The following is a 17,608-nucleotide window of genomic DNA, read 5'->3' as shown; positions in this document are numbered from 1 at the left end:
CTCTGAGCATCTCCTTAGGCTGTGCGCACCGACACACGCTGAGTAGACGCACAAAAGCAATACGCGCGCAGTGACTTAAACTTGGACTGTCCCACGGGCCAACGTGGGACCAGAAGAGACTTTGTTGAGGGAAGGGTTCGTACGTGCGCTACACACTTGCTGTGATTCTCATGGTGGTGGGTGTCGTTGTCGGAGGCCTCGGAATTCTGCAGAAGACCCTGTGGGCGCCGGACGACCAGATCACCGCGACCACAGAGATCGATGCAGACACACCGGCCGTCGTCGTCGACCCCGGAATGCTCAATCTCTACGAAACCCCCGCGACACTCGAGGCCAAGGGCTCTGGCGACCTGACGATCGCCCAAGCCCCGATCGAAAACGTCGACGCCTGGGCCGGGAACTCCCCAGTCGCACGCGTGACCGGACTGGCCGCCGATGGTGGACTGACCGTGAAGTCCGATAACGGCGATTCCAAAATGCCCAGCCCAGCCGGTGCCGACCTCTGGACCTCGGAAGTCACCGGAACAGACTCGGTCAAGCTCGACTGGACAGAGGACGCGAACCGGACAGGTTTCCTCATCGCTGGCAGCGGTGAACCAGGCGACGTCAAGACCGTGACAATCTCTTGGCCCAACCATGCCGAGACCCCCTGGGCCATTCCCCTGATGATCATCGGCGGGGCACTGTTCGTCGGCGGCATCGTCGTTCTCTTCTTCAACCGCAACAGCGCGAAGAAGGAGAAGAACCGACGCACGGCCCGCCAGGAACGCCGCCGCAAGCTGGCAGAATTCGGCACCGCCTTCGCGATCGTGCCAGTACTGGCCCTGAGCGCCTGTGGGCCTGAAGAGCTGCCTAAGCCGGAGCCCTCGGAAGCCCCGAGCTCTGCGGTAGCCGGCGTCAACGACGACCAGGCCAAACGGATCCTCGACTCCGTGGCCGAAGACATCAAGGCCGCCGACAAGAAGACCGACGACTCCGAGCTGGAGAAGCGAGCGACAGGGCCTGCTCTGCAGCAGCGGGAGGCCGCCTACAAGGTGAAGAAGAAGGTCGAGAAGCAGAAGCTGCCGCCGGCAGTGGCCAATGAGAAGGTCGTCGTCAACTACAGCGCGGCCACCGATTCCTGGCCGCGCATGACCAGCCTCATCACCTCGGCGGGCAATGACACCCAGCTCCTCGTCCTGACCCAGGAAGATCCGCGCTCCGATTACAAGCTGTGGTCACAGACCCAGCTGGTCCCGGGCACCAAACTTCCGGATATCCCCGACTCCAGGCAGGGATCGGCACTCCTTGATCCCAAGACCAAGGACTTTGTGACGACCCCGGAGAAGGCAGTCTCCGACTACGCTAAGGCACTGGGCTCGGGACAGGACTCGAAGGAAGCGAAGAAGTTCGAGTCCGATGACTTCTCGAAGTCGATCTGGAAGAACCAGGCGGCGCAGAAGAAGAGCGCCGAAGACGGCAAGGCCGAGGTCAGCTACAAGTACACCCCCGGCAAGGAGATCGTCGCGCAGGGGACTGCCGGAGATGCTGCTGTCGTCACCGGAGTCATCGAGGCTGAGTCCACGATCTCTCCGGAATCCGTAGACGGACGCACCGGAACCCTGACTCTGTCCACACCGCAGAAGGAGCTGACCGGCTCCGACAGCACCCAGAAGCCGGTGACGACGAAGACAACTCAGGTTCTGACGTTCCTGGTTCCCAAAGATGGCAAGGTTCGCCTCATCGGCGGACTGGAGACTCTCAGCGGAGCCGAGCTGAAATAGTCGGCACTGAAGTGATCGGCAGGTCCGCAGTCTGAAATAGTCGCAGGCCCGGCGGTGTTGATACGTTCTATGCTGGATGTCATCAGCACCGTCGGAGTTCCCGACGGCCGTCAGCACTGTAGAGTTCCCGACGGACGCGCACCGTACGAATTCGCATTTCCCGCAACAAAGGAGACCACGTGTCAATGGATCCCTCGCAGGACAACACGCAGCCCAGCCAAGGACTCGACCTGTCCGCGGTGCGCAGCAGAAACCTGCCACATGAGGAACAGAACGGTGGACCGGGACAGGCTGGTGGGGGCGCGGCGGACCCGAATGCGGTCCCAGTTCCGGCCCTGGTCTTCGACGTCGACGAAGCCAGCTTCAACGACGTCGTCGCGATCTCCGACCGCGTGCCCGTTGTCATCGACCTGTGGGCGCAGCGGAGTGAGGAGAGCAAACAGCTCTCACCGATCGTCGCGCGCCTCGTCGAATCCTTCGGCGGCCGACTTGTCCTGGCACGAGTGGACGTCGACGCCAATCCGCGACTGCAGCAGGCTTTCGGCGTCGAGTCGATCCCGAACGTCATCGCTATCGTCAAGGGCCAGCCCGTACCTCTGTTCCAGAGTGCACTGCCCGAACCGCAGGTGAAGGCCTACTTCGATGAGCTGCTCAAGCTCGCTGGTGAGAACGGTGTGACCGGTCATGCCGTGGTTGCCGGAGCCGAGCCGGAACCGGCAGGTCCTGCTCACCCAGACGCCGAGGAGGCGTTGAGCCGAGGAGACTTCGACACCGCCGAATCCCTGTTCAAGGCCGCCCTGGCCGCCGCGCCGGCGGATGAGGAAGCGAAATTCGGTCTGGCCAGAGCCGGACTGGGACGTCGCCTCATCGACGCCGATCCGCAGCAGCTCATTGCCACCGCCGATGCGAACCCGAAGGACGCCGAGGCGGCCAAGGCGGCCGCCGATGCGGAGATCGTCGGAGGCAACCCGGGCAGTGCCTTCAACCGCCTGATCTCACTGATCCGCGTCAGCGCAGGCGATGAGAAGGAAGCGCTGCGACTGCGGGTTCTCGAACTCTTCGAAGTTCTCAGTGCGGATGATCCGGCCGTGACCAAGGCACGCACAGCATTGATGAGGGCCTTGTTCTGATTCAGAGAATCCGTCTCACCACAGCCATTCTGTTCGCACTCGCAGCGGTGATCGTGGCAGTGCTGGTTGTCTCCGCGCTGTCCGTCGTCGGCACCGATGAGTTCACCGAGACCGAAGACTTCACGGTCAAGGATGGGGCCTACGCCGTCGTCCTCGACGAGGCAATCGTTCCCTATTCGGGCACCAGTGTGACCGTTGAAGCCGCGAATGCTGACGGCAAGGAACTGTTCGTCGGCACCGCCAACGGCGTCGACACCGACAGCATCCTCGACGGGGTGGCGCAGGAGCAGATCAGCAACGTCGAGTTCCCCAGCGCGGTCGAGCACCGGTTCATCCCCGGAGACGCCGCTCCCGAAGCGACGCTGACTGACAGGGACTGGTGGATCAGCCAGGACACAGGCGAGAAGGTTGCGAAGACCTTCGACCTCGATGCCGACCCGCAGGTGCTCGTGATCTCCGCCGCGAACGAGGGCGAAAATCTTGACGGAACCACGGTCTCGCTGAAGATGCGTGTGGAGGGAGTCCTGGCATTGAGCTTGTTCGGCATCGCCCTGGGCATCATCTTGGCCGGATTCGCGGCCTTCTTCTTCCTGCGCTGGTTCAACGGCCGTATCCGCCCCGAGAAGAAGACAGCGGTCGCCCGAAACACTGACCGTGGCTCGGGCTCAGGCCCAGGGTCCGGCTCTGGGACTGGAGCGGACGCAGAAGGGGCAAATGTCGATTCCGGTCGAGTGCAGAGCTCGCGCCTCGTGAAGCACCCTGATCCGGCGAAGGCAGCGTCACCTCGGGGGACGAATACGCGTGGCAGACGATCACTGCGCATGGTCACAGCCGCGTCGCTGACGACGGGACTGGCATTGAGCGGATGCACCGCACTGCCCGTGGCACAGCCGCACAGTCCCGACATCACACCCTATGAGCGCACAGCGATGCGCCCGGGTGAGGCCGGGACATTCATGACCGGCTACACCGAGTCACTCGATGGGATCCTCAACGACGGAGGCGCCGGCCTCGAAAAAATTCAGGGCGAGCCCCTGATCGACCGGACCCGCGCACAGATCCTGATCGCGAAGAAGGCGAAGCAGAAGCTGCGGGCACCGAACTTCAGTGAAGTCGTCGCCGGCAGCCCGAGCTTCACCGAATACCCGATGTGGTTCTACGCATTCGGCACCGCAAAAGGGGACGAGAAGCTCACACAGGTCCAGCTGGCGACCCGAGAATCCGCCTCGACCGATCCGATCGTGCGCACTGCCTCCTACATCCCGACCGATCAGATGCCGACGCTGATGGCCGACGGGCACGGGGCTGTTGAGCCCGGCCCGGAGGGATTCAACAAAGAGATGACGACGACCGCGGATCAGGTCTCGAAATTCCTCGTCGACGGCAAGGCCGACAAAGCGGATGCCGATGGGCTGAAAGAGGGCGGGTTCAAAGACTTCAGGGGATACCTGGGCGACCTGCGTGGCAAGGACTCGGGATTCGACAAGGTCGATGTCTCCTGCAAGCCCTATGAGAAGCTCGACTTCACCTCGATGACCCTGAGCACCGAGCACGGCGCCATCGGGATGGGCGAGGTCCGCTGCACCCTGACGATCGAGGTCCCTGACGACTATTCGGTTGACCTGGGCGACACCATCGAAGCAGTGAAGTCCAACGACAAGGACGGAAACACTGTCAAGGTCGACACCGCCCACCCGTATGTGCTGATGAAGACCGGGGATGAGCTGAGCGCCGTGGCCACCGACTGGAACGTGCTGTCCTCACGCTTCGAGTGACGGCAGGCCCCATCGTCGAGGTGGGGCCGCACCGGGGTGGGGCCGCACCGGGGTGGGGCCGGTGCCTCAGCTGGTGCGGATTCTGCGTCCGATGAGGGTGAGCCACCAGAGTCCGACGAGGGGCAGGATGAGCGGGATGAATCCGTAGCCGCTGCCGAAGGATGACCACACAGAGGGCTTCGCGAAGTCCTGCGGATGGGTGAAGCTGAGAATGCCGACGACGATGACGCCCACGAACTCGATGAGGCAGGAGGCGATCGCAATCCGGTGCGAGATGCGGTTGCCGATGACCAGGCAGATCGTGGCCATGATGTAGATGACTGCGGCGATCACGGACAGCGAATACGCGACCGGGGCCACGTCGAACTCGCGGATGACCTGGTAGCCGGCGCGTGCGGTCGCCGAGAGTGCGAAGACCCCGTAGACGGCGGTCAGTGCCCGGCCCGGGCCGGTGTGCATCGCCGAATACGGTGACCGGTTCTTCTTTGCCGAGGCATCCGCTGAGCGGGCGCCTCTACGTTTCTTCACTGCCAAATCTGGTCCAATCTCTCGATCATGACGATCACCGTCAGTCCTGCCGCTGCGAGCACTCCCGGTCCCCATCTGCTCAGTTCCGCGAATGCCCAGAAGCCGGCCAAGCCGATGACGAGGATCGCGGTGATGACGTAGCCGAAGTACAGGAGCGGGTCAACGCCGTGGGTTGAACCGAATGTGACGATCGAGAGAACCAGCTGCACGATGAGCAGCAGCAGAAGCAGAGCAGTCGCGCCGAGCAGCAGTGTGCCGGCGGGTCTGTTGCGGATGGTTTCGACGATCGACCAGATGGCCAGGACGGCGGAGACGGCATAGAGCACGATGGTGAAAACGGTGAACACCCGGCCCAGTTTAGTCGGCGTCGACGTGCGCCCGGAACCTGCGGTGCCGGGCGATGCCACAGTATCGGGTGAGATGTGGCACTGATCCTGGCCGAAGTGCCGTTCACAGCCTAAAATAGGGAGAGTGCCGATTTACCTTGACCACGCAGCCACCTCGCCGATGCCGGCAGAGGTGCTCGACGTCTACACCGCTGAGCTGAGCCGACGGGCCAATCCCTCGGCTCTGCACGCTGTGGGTCAGGCCGCGCGGATGCGCATCGAAACCGCCCGCGAGGACATCGCCGGCAGTGTCGGCGCCGCAACGTCGTCGGAGGTCATCTTCACCTCCGGCGGCACAGAAGCCGACAACTTCGCACTCAAGGGCCTCTACCTCTCCCGCAACAACGCCACTTTCCAGGCACCGGTTCGCCCGCGGGTGCTCACCTCGACGATCGAGCATCATGCGATCCTCGACTCCGTCGAATGGCTCGAGAGCCAGGGCGCAGAGGTCGTCTACCTCGACGTCGACGAAGCAGGACGCCTTGACCTCGATGCGGCCCTGGCCGAACTGCGCCGAGCTCCTGAACGCACCGCGCTCATCTCGATCATGGCCGCGAACAATGAGATCGGCACCCTCCAGCCGATCGCCGACATCGGTGCGGCGGCGAAGGAACTCGGTGTTCCCTTCCACATCGACGCGGTGCAGGCATTGGGCCAGATTCCGCTGAACTTCGCTGACCTCGGTGCGACCGCCATGTCGATCACCGCCCACAAGATCGGCGGACCCGTAGGCATCGGGGCACTGCTGCTCGACCGCGGCGCCGCCCCCTCACCGATCCTCCACGGCGGGGGACAGGAACGCGGGGTGCGTTCGGGTACGCTCGACGTGGCCGGTGCCGTGGCCTTCGCCAAGGCCATCGAACTCGCCACTGCCGACATCGACGCCCGAGCTGCCCGTTTCTCATTCCTGCGCGACCGGCTCATCGCCGGCATCGAGGACACGATACCCAGTGCCACCCTGTCCGGTCGCCGAGGTGGGGGCAGGCTTCCCGCGAATGCGCACTTCACGTTCTCCGGGTGTGAGGGCGATTCCCTTCTCTTCGGCCTCGACGCGAGAGGACTGGCGGCCTCGACAGGTTCGGCCTGCTCGGCCGGGGTCTCACGTCCCTCCCATGTGCTGCTGGCCTGCGGCATGGAGGAAGACGTCGCCAGATCAGCCCAACGATTCAGCCTCGGCCACGACTCGACCGAAGACGAAGTTGATCGTCTTCTCGAGGTTCTGCCCGAGGTCGTCGAACAAGCACACCAAGCCGGAATGGTTTCGGCCACTCCACGCTGGATGCAAGGAGCATCATGAAAATTCTCGTCGCCATGTCCGGCGGAGTCGACTCATCAGTCGCCGCAGCACGCGCCGTCGACGCCGGCCACGAAGTCGTCGGCGTCCACCTCGCCCTGTCCCGCATGCCCGGAACCCTGCGCACGGGGTCACGCGGCTGCTGCACCATCGAAGACTCCCGGGACGCCCACCGTGTTGCCGGGATGCTCGACATCCCGTTCTACGTGTGGGACTTCTCCGAACGGTTCAAAGAGGACATCGTCGATGACTTCATCGCCGAATACGCGGCCGGACGCACACCCAACCCGTGTATGCGCTGCAATGAGCGCATCAAGTTCGCGGCACTCCTCGACCGTGCCCTGGCACTTGGCTTCGATGCCATCGCCACAGGCCATTACGCCGAGGTGCTGCGCGACGAAGACGGATTGCCGGAACTCCACCGCGGCGAGGATCTCGCGAAGGACCAGTCCTACGTCCTCGGCGTGCTCTCCGGCGATCAGCTCGAGCACTGCTACTTCCCGATCGGTGCTACCGCGTCGAAGGCAGAAGTTCGCGCCGAGGCGGCTGAGCGCGGTTTCTCCGTAGCCAACAAGCCCGATTCCTACGACATCTGCTTCATCCCCGATGGCGACACGAAGGCGTGGCTGGCGGACAAGATCCCCATGCGCCCGGGCCTCATCAAGGACGCCGAGGGGGAAACCCTGGGCGAACACGACGGTGCGATGACCTACACCATCGGCCAGCGCAAGGGCCTGGGCATCCAGAAGCCCGCAGCCGATGGTCAGCCGCGCTTCGTCACCGGCCTCGACCCGGCCTCCAATACAGTCACGGTGGGCTCCCGCGGGGATCTCGGGGTCTCCCACCTGACCGGCATTCGAACCACCTGGGCCGGTCCCGCACCGGCCGACATCGGCACCGAACCGGCTACCGCAATCGACTGCGAGGTGCAGATCCGGGCCCACAGCGACCCGGTTCCGGCCAGGGCCTGGCTGGGTGACTACATCAGTGAGGCACCCGAGCACGAGGTGAACCCGGTCGTCGACGAGGTCGAGGTACCGGCAGCCCGGCCTGCCGGACAGCTCATGCACATCGATGTCGACGAGGAACTCTCCGGCGTCGCACCCGGTCAGACCATGGTCATCTACCGCGGAACCCGGGTTCTTGGCCAGGCCACCATCGATGTGACAGCCAAGGACCGCCTCGGCGTCTGAGCTGTGGCCTTCGCCCCTGCGTTAACCTGGGGGTATGAAGGAATTTCCCCAAGATGTCGTCACGGCACCTTTCGGAACCTGGTCGTCTCCGCTGAGCGCTGCGGAGGTGGCTGCGGGCTCCGCACCGATCTTCGCCGCCGCATTCCGCAGCGAGCACATCTACTTCTCGACGAAGGTCCCAGCGGAGAATTCCCGCACCGGCCTCATCCGGACGTCACTGTCGCATCCGGGGCTGAAGGAGCAGGTGCTGCCCGCGGACTTCAACATCAGATCCTCCGTACACGAATACGGGGGAGCCGCATGGGCCCTGGACCCCAGCAGCGAAGTCATCTATTTCGTCAACGCCTCCGACCAGCGGATCTGGCAGATCATTCCGGGCAAAGCTCCCCATGCGCTGACCCCGGACACATCGGGCCGCATCCGCTACGGCGACCTGACGATGACCCGCTGGGGCCTGCTGTGCGTGCGCGAAGACTGTCGGTCCACACGCAGGGAACGAGCCATCGTGCTCATCACCCGGCACGGGACGACGAATGTGCTCTCGCGCCATTCCTACTTCATGGCCTGGCCCAGACTGTCCCCGGACGGCTCCACACTGGCGTTCATCGGCTGGGAGCACCCCAATATGCCCTGGGACTCGACGAACCTGTGGCTCATCGACGTTCGCACCCAGGACACTCCTGTCGCTGCGGTCCTGCGCGGACATGATGTGTCGCTCCTGCAACCCGAATTCACCTCGGACTCCTCGCTCATTGTGAGCTCCGACCACAACGGTCACTGGGCCCTGTATTCATTGGATTTCGAACCGATCGATTGTCTGGTTCGTGACAGACGTGCTGCCGCGACGGACTCCGGGCAGTCGAGCGACGTCGCAGACGAACTCGAAATCTCGGTTCTGAGCCCGGTCCTCGACACCGGCGGCGAAATGGGTGGCCCACTCTGGCAGTTGGGAATCAATTGGCATCTGGGTGATGACGAGGAGATCTGGGCCCATTCTCAGTCCGCGACCGCCTCCTTGATCAGGGCACGGCGAGCACAGACGGTGCATGGTGGTTCCCACGGTTCGCACGGTCTGCTCGACGGCGGCGTCGAGGAGATCACCCCGCCAGGGGAGCGGTTCGGCAGCCTCGAACTCCACGACTTGAGCCACAGCCATGTTCTCCTGACCGCGAAGTCCGCGGACTCAACAGGTGCCCTGTATGCCGTGGACCGGGCCAGCGGCAGCTTCATTGAGATCGCCCAGGAACGCCTCGACGCTCATCAGGACTACTATTCTCGCCCCCGCACCCGGGAGCTCGGTGGAGTCCCCGTCGTCATTCACCCTCCGCACAACCCACGATTCACCGCCGGCGACCGCGAACGTCCGCCCTATGTGATCTCCATCCACGGCGGACCGACAGGACAGGCGACACCCGACATGTCGGCCCGGTCCAGCTACTTCACATCCCGGGGCCTCGGCGTGATGGAGGTCAACTACGGCGGCTCGACCGGATACGGCCGGAAGTGGCGTGACCGCCTGCGCGGACAGTGGGGAATCGTCGACGTCTCCGATACCCTCGCCGCGGTCGACGCTCTGGTGGCCGAGGGGCTGGCCGACCCCCGCCGCATCGCGATCTCCGGGGCCTCCTCCGGCGGGTGGACCGTGCTTTCGGCACTGGCCTCATCGGAAACCTTCGCCTGCGGGACCTCCTATTTCGGGGTCACCGACCTGATGCGCTTCGTCGTGGACACCCACGACTTTGAGAAGCACTACATCGACGGGTTGGTCGGACCGTGGCCGGAGGCACAGGACGCCTACATCACCCGGTCACCGATTCGACGGACGAGTGAGATCACCGTCCCAGTGGCCATCATGCAAGGCGATCGGGACCCGATCGTCCCGCCCAGCCAGGCGCAGGAATTCGTCGATACCCTGGAACTGACCGGAGTGGAGTACATTTACCGTCTGTACAAGGGCGAATCCCACGGATTCGTCCGAGCCGAAACCATCATCGATTCCCTGGAAAGTGAGTTCGGGTTCTATGCCGACGTCTTCGGAATCCCACGCAGGCACAACCATGGCTGATTCGGTCGAGTCTCCAACCACCCTCACACCGGCAGGAACGACCACCGGAATCTGGATCCCCGGCCCCAGCGCCGAGACCCGGCCCGGTGCCGGTGGGACCGGATACATCGCGAACAGTCCCATCCGTGAGGCGGCCGCAGCGGCCTTCACCCACCTCGGCGAGCAGCTGCCACCGGTGCCGCTGGGCGCCCACCGGTCCGAGGACCGGTGGGGCGCGGACGCAATCGGACGTGCAGTCGGCCTTCTCACCGATCTTCACGTGGACCGGTCCTCCTTCGGCTGGCGCCTGACGAGTGCAGCGGGCCGAGACGAACGACTCGAGTCCTCGGCACTGAGTGAGGCCTTCGACGCCATCGCCGAATACGGGGACGGCTACACCGGTCAGGTCCAGGTCTCCCTGCCGGGCCCGTGGACCTTGGTCACCGCGCTGAGTCTGACCTCCGGGGCACCCGTACTCGGCGACCTCGGCGCCCGCCGCGATGTCATCCAGGCCTATGCGTTCGGTCTTGCAGCCTTCGCCGACAAGCTCTCCACACTCGGCCTGCAACCGGTGATCCGCCTCGTCGAGACCCGGCTGCAGCCGGTTCTCACCGGTACCTGGCCCACGGTCTCCGGCTGGGCCACCCTGCCTGCGGTCAACGAAACCCAGGTCTATGCAGCCCTGCGGTCGACGCTGCGCCACCTGCCCCCGGTTCTGCTCAGCCTCCCCGACTTCGACCCCTTGCAGCTGCAGGGCAAGGAGATCACCGCCGCCGAGGTGGTCCGCAATTCCGGTGCCACCGCCGTGTCAGTGCCGTTGGCTAGCCTGAAGGCACACGGTTGGGAGCAGCTGGCCATGATCTCCGAAGCTGGGATCGGGACGTGGATGGGGCTGCCGCCTGCCGCAGGTTCGAGACCGCGGGAGGTCAAGCACTGGCTGAACCGGATCATGACGCCGTGGAACCGCATCGGCATGGGTGCAACCAGCCTGCGTGACTTCGGAGTCCTCGCCGGCGAAGAGCTTCCGATGACCTATCCGCCCCTGCTGTCCTCGGTGGAAGGGGACGGCGCTGAGAACATCAGCACGGGAACGATGATGATCGCCGCAGGTCTGCGGCGTGCCTTTGAGGAGATCGAATGACCGCAACGCACGACAACTCCGACCTTCCCATGAGCGCAGAGGCCACCACGGGCGCAGAGGCCACCACGAACTCAGACCTCTCGGATGCCACCGCCCGTGCCCAGGCGCATGCAGAACTCGTGGCGACGATCGAAGCCCAGCGTGCCGCCTACTACACGGACGACTCACCACTCGTCGCCGATGCCGAATACGACGAACTCGTCCACCGGCTCGAAGACCTGGAGGAGAAGTTCCCAGAACTCGTCACCGATTCCTCGCCGACCCAGACCGTCGGCGGCAACGTCGACACGTCCACCTTCGATCCGGTCGAGCACATCGGTCGGATGTACAGCCTGGACAATGTCTTCGACTTCGAAGAGCTGAGGGGCTGGCACGACCGGGTCCGCGCGGCCACCTCGGCGACATCGAAGTTCCTGTGCGAACTCAAGATCGATGGACTCGCAGTCAACCTTCTCTACCGCAACGGCGAACTCGTTCGCGCCGCCACCCGCGGTGACGGACGCATCGGTGAGGACATCACCGCCAATGTCCGCACCATCTCCGATATCCCCGATCGGCTCGACACCGACTACCCGCCCGCGGAGGTCGAGATCCGCGGCGAAGTCTTCTTCCCGCTGGAGAAGTTCACCGAACTCAATGCCGCCCTCGTTGAGGAGGGCAAGGCCCCGTTCGCCAACCCCCGCAATTCTGCCGCCGGGTCCCTGCGCCAGAAGGACCCCGCTGTCACCGCCGAGCGCCCGCTGCACATGCTTGTCCACGGCATTGCCGTATGGACTTCCGCCGATGATTCGCATCCTGAACCTGCTCACCAGTCCGAGGTCTACGAGGCGTTCCGGACATGGGGGCTGCCCATCAGCGAATACTTCAAGGTGCTTGCCACGGTCGATGAGATCGAGGACTTCATCACCTACTACGGCGAGCATCGCCACGATGTCACCCATGAGATCGACGGCATCGTCATCAAGATCGACGACATCGCCGTTCAGGAGACCCTGGGCTACACCTCACGCGCGCCGAGGTGGGCGACGGCCTTCAAATACCCGCCCGAAGAGGTCACCACGAAGCTCCTCGACATCCAGGTCCAGGTGGGCAGGACCGGTCGAGTCACGCCCTTCGCCGTGATGGAACCGGTCACCGTCGCTGGATCCACGGTGGAGCGAGCGACCCTGCACAACGGCTACGAGGTCACCCGCAAGGGCGTGCTCATCGGCGACACGGTGACCCTGCGCAAGGCCGGCGACGTCATCCCCGAAGTCCTCGGCCCGGTTGTGGCCCTGCGCGACGGCAGTGAATACGAGTTCGTCATGCCCACTCACTGCCCCTCCTGTGGAACCGAGCTGGGGGAGCAGAAGGCCGGCGACAAGGACAAACGCTGCCCGAACTCCCGGTCATGTCCCGCACAGCTGGCCAACCGCATCTTCTACCTGGCCTCCCGCGCCGCCTTCGACATCGAAGCCCTGGGTGAAGAAGCGGCGCTGGCTCTGACCGCGCCGGCCGAGCCCGAGCAGCCGCCGCTGACCTCTGAGGCTTTCCTCTTCGATCTCACGGCCGAAGACTTGGCCGACGTGAAGATCTGGCGGAACAAGAAGGTCAAAGGGGTGGAGACAGGTGAGCGCGAACTCGTGCCCTACTTCTACACTCGCGCAACCGCGAAGAAGCCCAGTGTCCCGAGTGCCAACACGACAAAGCTCTTCGACGAACTCGACAAAGCCAAAGACCAGGACCTGTGGCGAGTACTCGTCGCACTGTCGATCAGACACGTCGGTCCGACTGCCGCACGCACCCTGGCCGCACACTTCCGCACGCTCGAAGCTATCCGGGCCGCCTTGCTGGAGGAGCTCTCAGCCGTCGACGGCATCGGATCGACGATCGCAGCGAGCATCCGCGACTGGTTCTCCGTGGACTGGCACGTCGAGATCATCGAGGCCTGGGCCGCTGCCGGGGTCCGGATAAAGGACGAGGCGCTGGAAGCCGGAGAGCAGACCCTCGAAGGCCTGACGATCGTGGCCACCGGTTCGCTGAGCACATTCACCCGTGATGGGATCAAGGAGGCGATCCTCGGCGCAGGTGGCAAGGCGGTCAGCTCCGTGTCGAAGAAGACCGACTATGTCGTGGCTGGGGAGAACGCCGGATCGAAGTTGGAGAAGGCCGAATCGCTGGGAGTCAAGGTCCTCGACGAGGATACCTTCCGCACGCTCTTGGAGACCGGCAGCCTCGACTGACCTGCACCGACCTGCACTGACCTGACCTGACCTGAACCGACCTGTGCCGACATGATGTGATCTGTCGCACCGCTGCCACTGATTCGTTACTGAATATCAAGGTTCGTCACAGCCGCGATGGAGTCGGGAAACAGCTTGACCTGGAAGAGTGAAGACATGAAAGCAATTCCGCGATTGATCGCTGGCACTGCCGTTGTTCTCGCCGCAGTTCTGACCACAGCGCCGGTGACTGCCGGCATTGCCGACTACATCCTCAATCCGGGACAGCAGCCGACCAAACGCGCCGCTCCCGCACTGACTGGTTCCACCACCGCACCGGCCGCACCGAGCCGAAGCCGCGATGACGACAACACCCGCGGCGACAACCCCCGTAGCGACACCACCGGCGAGGATCATCCTGGCGCCGAGACGATGCCCGTTGGCGGGATCGACTCTGCAGACGCCACAGCCGTCAGCGAGAGCGCAGGACTGGTGGCACACACCCTTGCCGATGCCCAATCACGAGTCACAGAGCTGGCGGCCGATCTGCAGTCCGGAGTCGAAGCCGGAGAGTTCTCCCAAGCAGACGCAGATAGGGTGCTCGGGGAAGTGTCAAGCTACATCAGGGGAGAACGCACCTGGCCAGAACGCACCGTCGCCTGACTCCGCCCGCCTCGGCGAAGCCGAGGAACGGTGCTGTGCGAACCTCACATCGATCCCATCAGAACAGGTCTGGCAAAGAGACTAGACTTGCTGACGAGTAAACAGAGACGATGAAAGGCAGGGAATGACGGAGTCCTCCGCAATCACCCCCGAGCAAGTCGAGCATTTGGCCTCGCTGTCTCGGATCGCCATGGGCGCTGACGAGCTGAAATCGCTCGCCGGTGACCTGAGCACTATTTTGAGCAATGTCGCCAGGGTCAACGAAGTGGCCGGCGACGACGTACCGGCGACCAGCCACCCGATCGCACTGTCGAATGTGCTGCGCCCCGATGTCGTGGGTGAGACCCTGACCAGCGAGCAGGCTCTGGCAGCGGCCCCAGCCTCTGCTGACGACAAATTCATCGTCCCGCAGATCCTTGGGGAGGAATGATGAGCGAACTGATCACTAAGAGCGCCCTCGAACTCGCCGCAGGATTGAAAGCCGGCGAGTTCTCCTCCGTCGAGGTGACCCAGGCCCACCTGGATCGCATCCACGCCACCGAAGCCGACTTCGGCTCATTCATCACTGTCACCGACGATCTCGCGCTGGAGACGGCCACAGCAGTCGACGCCAAGCGCAGCACTGGTGCGAACGTCCACGCGCTGGCCGGAGTGCCCGTGGCGCTCAAGGACCTCGTCGTCACCGAGGGCGTGGCCACGACCGCGGCCTCGAAGATGCTTGAGAACTGGGTTCCACCCTACGAATCCACCGTGCACAACAAGGTCAAAGCCGCAGGACTCCCGGTCCTGGGCAAGACCAACCTTGACGAGTTCGCCATGGGGTCGACGACCGAGCACTCGGCCTTCGGCACCACCCGCAACCCCTGGAACCTCGAGCATGTCCCCGGTGGCTCCTCCGGCGGTGCCGCCGCAGCCCTCGCCGGCTTCCAGGTTCCGCTGTCGGTCGGCACGGACACCGGCGGTTCGGTGCGACAGCCCGCCGCGTTCACCGGCACTGTCGGTGTGAAGCCGACCTATGGTTCGATCTCCCGCTTCGGCATCATCGCCATGGCCTCGAGCCTCGACCAGGTCGGCCCGATGGGTCGCAACGTCGCCGACGCCGCGGCTCTGCATGAACTGCTCGCCGGACACGACCCGCTCGATTCGACCTCGCTGCCGGATCCGGTGGCAGGATTCGTCTCTGCGGCACAGACCTCGGATCTGAGGGGCAAGAAGCTCGGTGTCATCAAGCAGCTGCGTGGTGAGGGCTACCAGGACGGCGTCCGCGATGCGTTCACCGCCGCCCTAGACGTCGCCGCCGCGGCGGGTGCCGAGATCGTCGAGGTCGACTGCCCGTCGATCTCCTACGCACTCGACGCCTACTACCTCATCATGCCTTCTGAGGTATCTTCGAACCTGGCCCGCTACGACGGTATGCGCTACGGGCTGCGGATGGAGCCCGAGTCGGGTCCGGTCACCGCTGAGACGGTCATGGCAGCGACTCGTGCAGCCGGTTTCGGTGATGAGGTCAAACGCCGCATCATCCTCGGCACCTACGCACTCTCCGCAGGTTACTATGACGCGTACTACGGGTCGGCACAGAAGATCCGCACGCTGGTGCAGAACGACTTCGCCAAGGCTTTTGAGTCCTGCGATGTCCTCGTCTCGCCGACCGCGCCGACGACCGCTCTGAAGTTCGGTGCCGAGGCGGCATCGGACCCGATGGCCCTCTACCTCGGTGACGTCGCGACGATCCCGGCCAACCTTGCCGGAATCCCGGGACTGTCTCTGCCCGCAGGTCTGGCCGACGGTCTGCCCGTCGGATTCCAGATCCTCGCACCGGCACGTGAGGATGTGAAGATGTACGAGGTGGCCGGCCCACTCGAAGCCGCCTTGGAAGCCTCCGGGACTCGGGTGCTCGATACTCTCGCGGAAGGACTGACCACCAAGTGAAATACGAAGACGCGATCAAGAAATACGATCCGGTCATCGGCATCGAGGTCCACGTGGAACTGGGCACCGTGACCAAAATGTTCGACGCCGCACCCAACACCTTCGGCGGGGGACCCAACACCAACATCACACCCACCTCCCTGGGACTGCCCGGCTCCCTTCCTGTTGTCAACGAGAAGGGCGTCGAGTACGCGATCAAGATCGGCCTGGCGCTGGGCTGCGAGATCGCGGAGACCTGCCGCTTCGCCCGGAAGAACTACTTCTACCCGGACGTTCCCAAGGACTTCCAGACCAGCCAGTCCGATGAGCCGATCGCCTCCGAGGGCGAGGTCGAGGTCGAGCTCGAAGATGGAACGATGTTCACCATCCCCGTCGAGCGTGCTCACATGGAGGAAGACGCCGGCAAGAACACCCACATCGGCGGCGCCACTGGTCGCATCCACGGAGCCGACCATTCCCTGGTCGACTACAACCGTGCCGGTGTGCCCCTGGTCGAGATCGTGACCCACCCGATCACCGGGACAGGGGATCGGGCCGCCGAGGTGGCTTCCACCTACGTGCGGACCCTGCGCGACATCTTCCGCGCCCTCGACGTCTCCGAAGCACGCATGGAACAGGGCAACGTCCGTGCCGACGTCAACGTGTCCCTGCGCGAGAGCCCCGATGCACCACTGGGCACCCGCACGGAGACGAAGAACGTCAACTCCTTCCGCTCGATCGAACGCGCGGTCCGCTACGAGATCGCCCGCCAGGCGACACGGCTCGAAGCCGGAGAGACAATCGTGCAGGAGACCCGTCACTTCCACGAAGGCACGGGGGAGACCTCATCGGGGCGCCCGAAGTCCGACGCCGACGACTACCGGTACTTCCCGGAGCCGGATCTCGTTCCGCTGGTGCCCAGTCGCGATTGGGTCGAGGAGCTGCGGGCGACTCTGCCCGAGCTGCCGGCCCAGAAGCGCCGCCGGCTCGCAGGTGTCTGGGGCTTTTCCGATCTGGAGATGCGTGACGTCGTCAACGCCGGTCTGCTGGAAGCCATTGATGACACCGTGACCGCGGGCGCTCAGCCTCCCGCGGCACGCAAATGGTGGACCGGTGAGGTGGCCAGGCTGGCCAACCAGAATGATCAGCACCCCACCGAGCTCGTCACACCGGCCCAGGTCGCAGCCCTGATCGGGCTGATCAACGACGGCAAGCTCAATGACAAGCTCGCAAAGGACGTCCTCACGGCCGTTGCCGACGGAGAAGGCGAACCGGCCGAGGTGATGAGTGCCCGTGGTCTCGAGATCGTCGAAGACACCGGTGCACTCGAAGCCGCTGTCGAGGAAGCGATCGCTGCGAACCCCGACGTGGTCGAGAAGATCAAGGGCGGCAAGATGCAGGCCATCGGTGCACTGATGGGACCGATCATGAAGGCCACCCGCGGTCAGGCTGATGCCGGAAAGGCCAAGGACCTGATCCTTGCCAAGATCAACGGCTGAGTAGAACTCAGGATTGATCCAGCCACACCCTCTAGACTTGGATACCAAAGAAGTCCGGAGGGTGTGGCTGTTCGCATTCT

At 64.1% G+C, this 17,608-nt stretch carries 14 protein-coding genes; 12 read left to right on the top strand and 2 right to left on the bottom strand.

Features of this window, described 5'->3' with window-relative positions; translation table 11 throughout:
- The first annotated feature begins 143 nt into the window (after positions 1-143).
- The 3 genes from AAFP32_RS11410 (at position 144) to AAFP32_RS11400 (ending at position 4,668) form a co-directional block, all read left to right on the top strand.
- Positions 144-1,763 carry a hypothetical protein gene (locus AAFP32_RS11410; protein WP_350269239.1) on the top strand — a complete coding sequence of 540 codons (1,620 nt, stop codon included), beginning with the start codon at positions 144-146 and terminating at the stop codon, positions 1,761-1,763.
- 185 nt (positions 1,764-1,948) lie between these two features.
- The gene (locus AAFP32_RS11405) at positions 1,949-2,893 is read left to right on the top strand and encodes a tetratricopeptide repeat protein (RefSeq protein WP_101619619.1); all 945 of its coding nucleotides are present in this window, start codon (positions 1,949-1,951) and stop codon (positions 2,891-2,893) included.
- A 53-nt stretch (positions 2,894-2,946) separates the two neighbouring features.
- Complete coding sequence (locus AAFP32_RS11400) at positions 2,947-4,668, top strand: hypothetical protein (RefSeq protein WP_350269238.1); 1,722 nt, start codon at positions 2,947-2,949, stop codon at positions 4,666-4,668.
- A gap of 66 nt (positions 4,669-4,734) precedes the next feature.
- Here AAFP32_RS11400 and AAFP32_RS11395 read toward each other — a convergent pair whose 3' ends face one another.
- Together AAFP32_RS11395 and AAFP32_RS11390 are read right to left on the bottom strand one after the other, a co-directional pair.
- Positions 4,735-5,127: a hypothetical protein gene (locus AAFP32_RS11395; RefSeq protein WP_167389423.1), complete on the bottom strand. Its 393-nt coding sequence runs from the start codon at positions 5,125-5,127 to the stop codon at positions 4,735-4,737.
- A gap of 65 nt (positions 5,128-5,192) precedes the next feature.
- Positions 5,193-5,543: a hypothetical protein gene (locus AAFP32_RS11390; RefSeq protein ID WP_101619790.1), complete on the bottom strand. Its 351-nt coding sequence runs from the start codon at positions 5,541-5,543 to the stop codon at positions 5,193-5,195.
- 124 nt (positions 5,544-5,667) lie between these two features.
- Between AAFP32_RS11390 and AAFP32_RS11385 the strand changes: the two genes are divergently transcribed.
- From AAFP32_RS11385 to gatB, 9 genes are all read left to right on the top strand, one after another.
- Complete coding sequence (locus tag AAFP32_RS11385; protein WP_350269237.1) at positions 5,668-6,879, top strand: cysteine desulfurase family protein; 1,212 nt, start codon at positions 5,668-5,670, stop codon at positions 6,877-6,879.
- Positions 6,876-8,069: a tRNA 2-thiouridine(34) synthase MnmA gene (gene mnmA, locus AAFP32_RS11380; protein ID WP_101641809.1), complete on the top strand. Its 1,194-nt coding sequence runs from the start codon at positions 6,876-6,878 to the stop codon at positions 8,067-8,069. The genes AAFP32_RS11385 and mnmA overlap by 4 nt, the downstream gene beginning before the upstream one ends.
- A gap of 34 nt (positions 8,070-8,103) precedes the next feature.
- Positions 8,104-10,134: a prolyl oligopeptidase family serine peptidase gene (locus AAFP32_RS11375; protein WP_350269236.1), complete on the top strand. Its 2,031-nt coding sequence runs from the start codon at positions 8,104-8,106 to the stop codon at positions 10,132-10,134.
- The gene (locus AAFP32_RS11370; protein WP_350269235.1) at positions 10,127-11,254 is read left to right on the top strand and encodes a hypothetical protein; all 1,128 of its coding nucleotides are present in this window, start codon (positions 10,127-10,129) and stop codon (positions 11,252-11,254) included. The genes AAFP32_RS11375 and AAFP32_RS11370 overlap by 8 nt, the downstream gene beginning before the upstream one ends.
- Positions 11,251-13,476, top strand: coding sequence for an NAD-dependent DNA ligase LigA (gene ligA, locus AAFP32_RS11365; RefSeq protein WP_350269234.1), 2,226 nt, complete (start codon positions 11,251-11,253; stop codon positions 13,474-13,476). Before AAFP32_RS11370 ends, ligA begins: the two co-directional genes overlap by 4 nt.
- A gap of 156 nt (positions 13,477-13,632) precedes the next feature.
- Complete coding sequence (locus AAFP32_RS11360) at positions 13,633-14,118, top strand: hypothetical protein (protein ID WP_350269233.1); 486 nt, start codon at positions 13,633-13,635, stop codon at positions 14,116-14,118.
- A 124-nt stretch (positions 14,119-14,242) separates the two neighbouring features.
- On the top strand, positions 14,243-14,548 hold the full coding sequence (gene gatC / locus AAFP32_RS11355) for an Asp-tRNA(Asn)/Glu-tRNA(Gln) amidotransferase subunit GatC (RefSeq protein WP_350269232.1): 306 nt from the start codon (positions 14,243-14,245) through the stop codon (positions 14,546-14,548).
- Positions 14,548-16,050 carry an Asp-tRNA(Asn)/Glu-tRNA(Gln) amidotransferase subunit GatA gene (gene gatA / locus AAFP32_RS11350; protein ID WP_350269231.1) on the top strand — a complete coding sequence of 501 codons (1,503 nt, stop codon included), beginning with the start codon at positions 14,548-14,550 and terminating at the stop codon, positions 16,048-16,050. Before gatC ends, gatA begins: the two co-directional genes overlap by 1 nt.
- Positions 16,047-17,528, top strand: a complete 1,482-nt coding sequence (gene gatB / locus AAFP32_RS11345; RefSeq protein WP_350269230.1) for an Asp-tRNA(Asn)/Glu-tRNA(Gln) amidotransferase subunit GatB — start codon at positions 16,047-16,049, stop codon at positions 17,526-17,528. The genes gatA and gatB overlap by 4 nt, the downstream gene beginning before the upstream one ends.
- The last annotated feature ends 80 nt before the right edge of the window (positions 17,529-17,608 follow it).

This window comes from Brevibacterium sp. CBA3109, assembly GCF_040256645.1.
Classification (GTDB): Bacteria; Actinomycetota; Actinomycetes; order Actinomycetales; family Brevibacteriaceae; genus Brevibacterium; species Brevibacterium koreense.
This window is presented reverse-complemented; position numbering and strand designations above follow the sequence as displayed.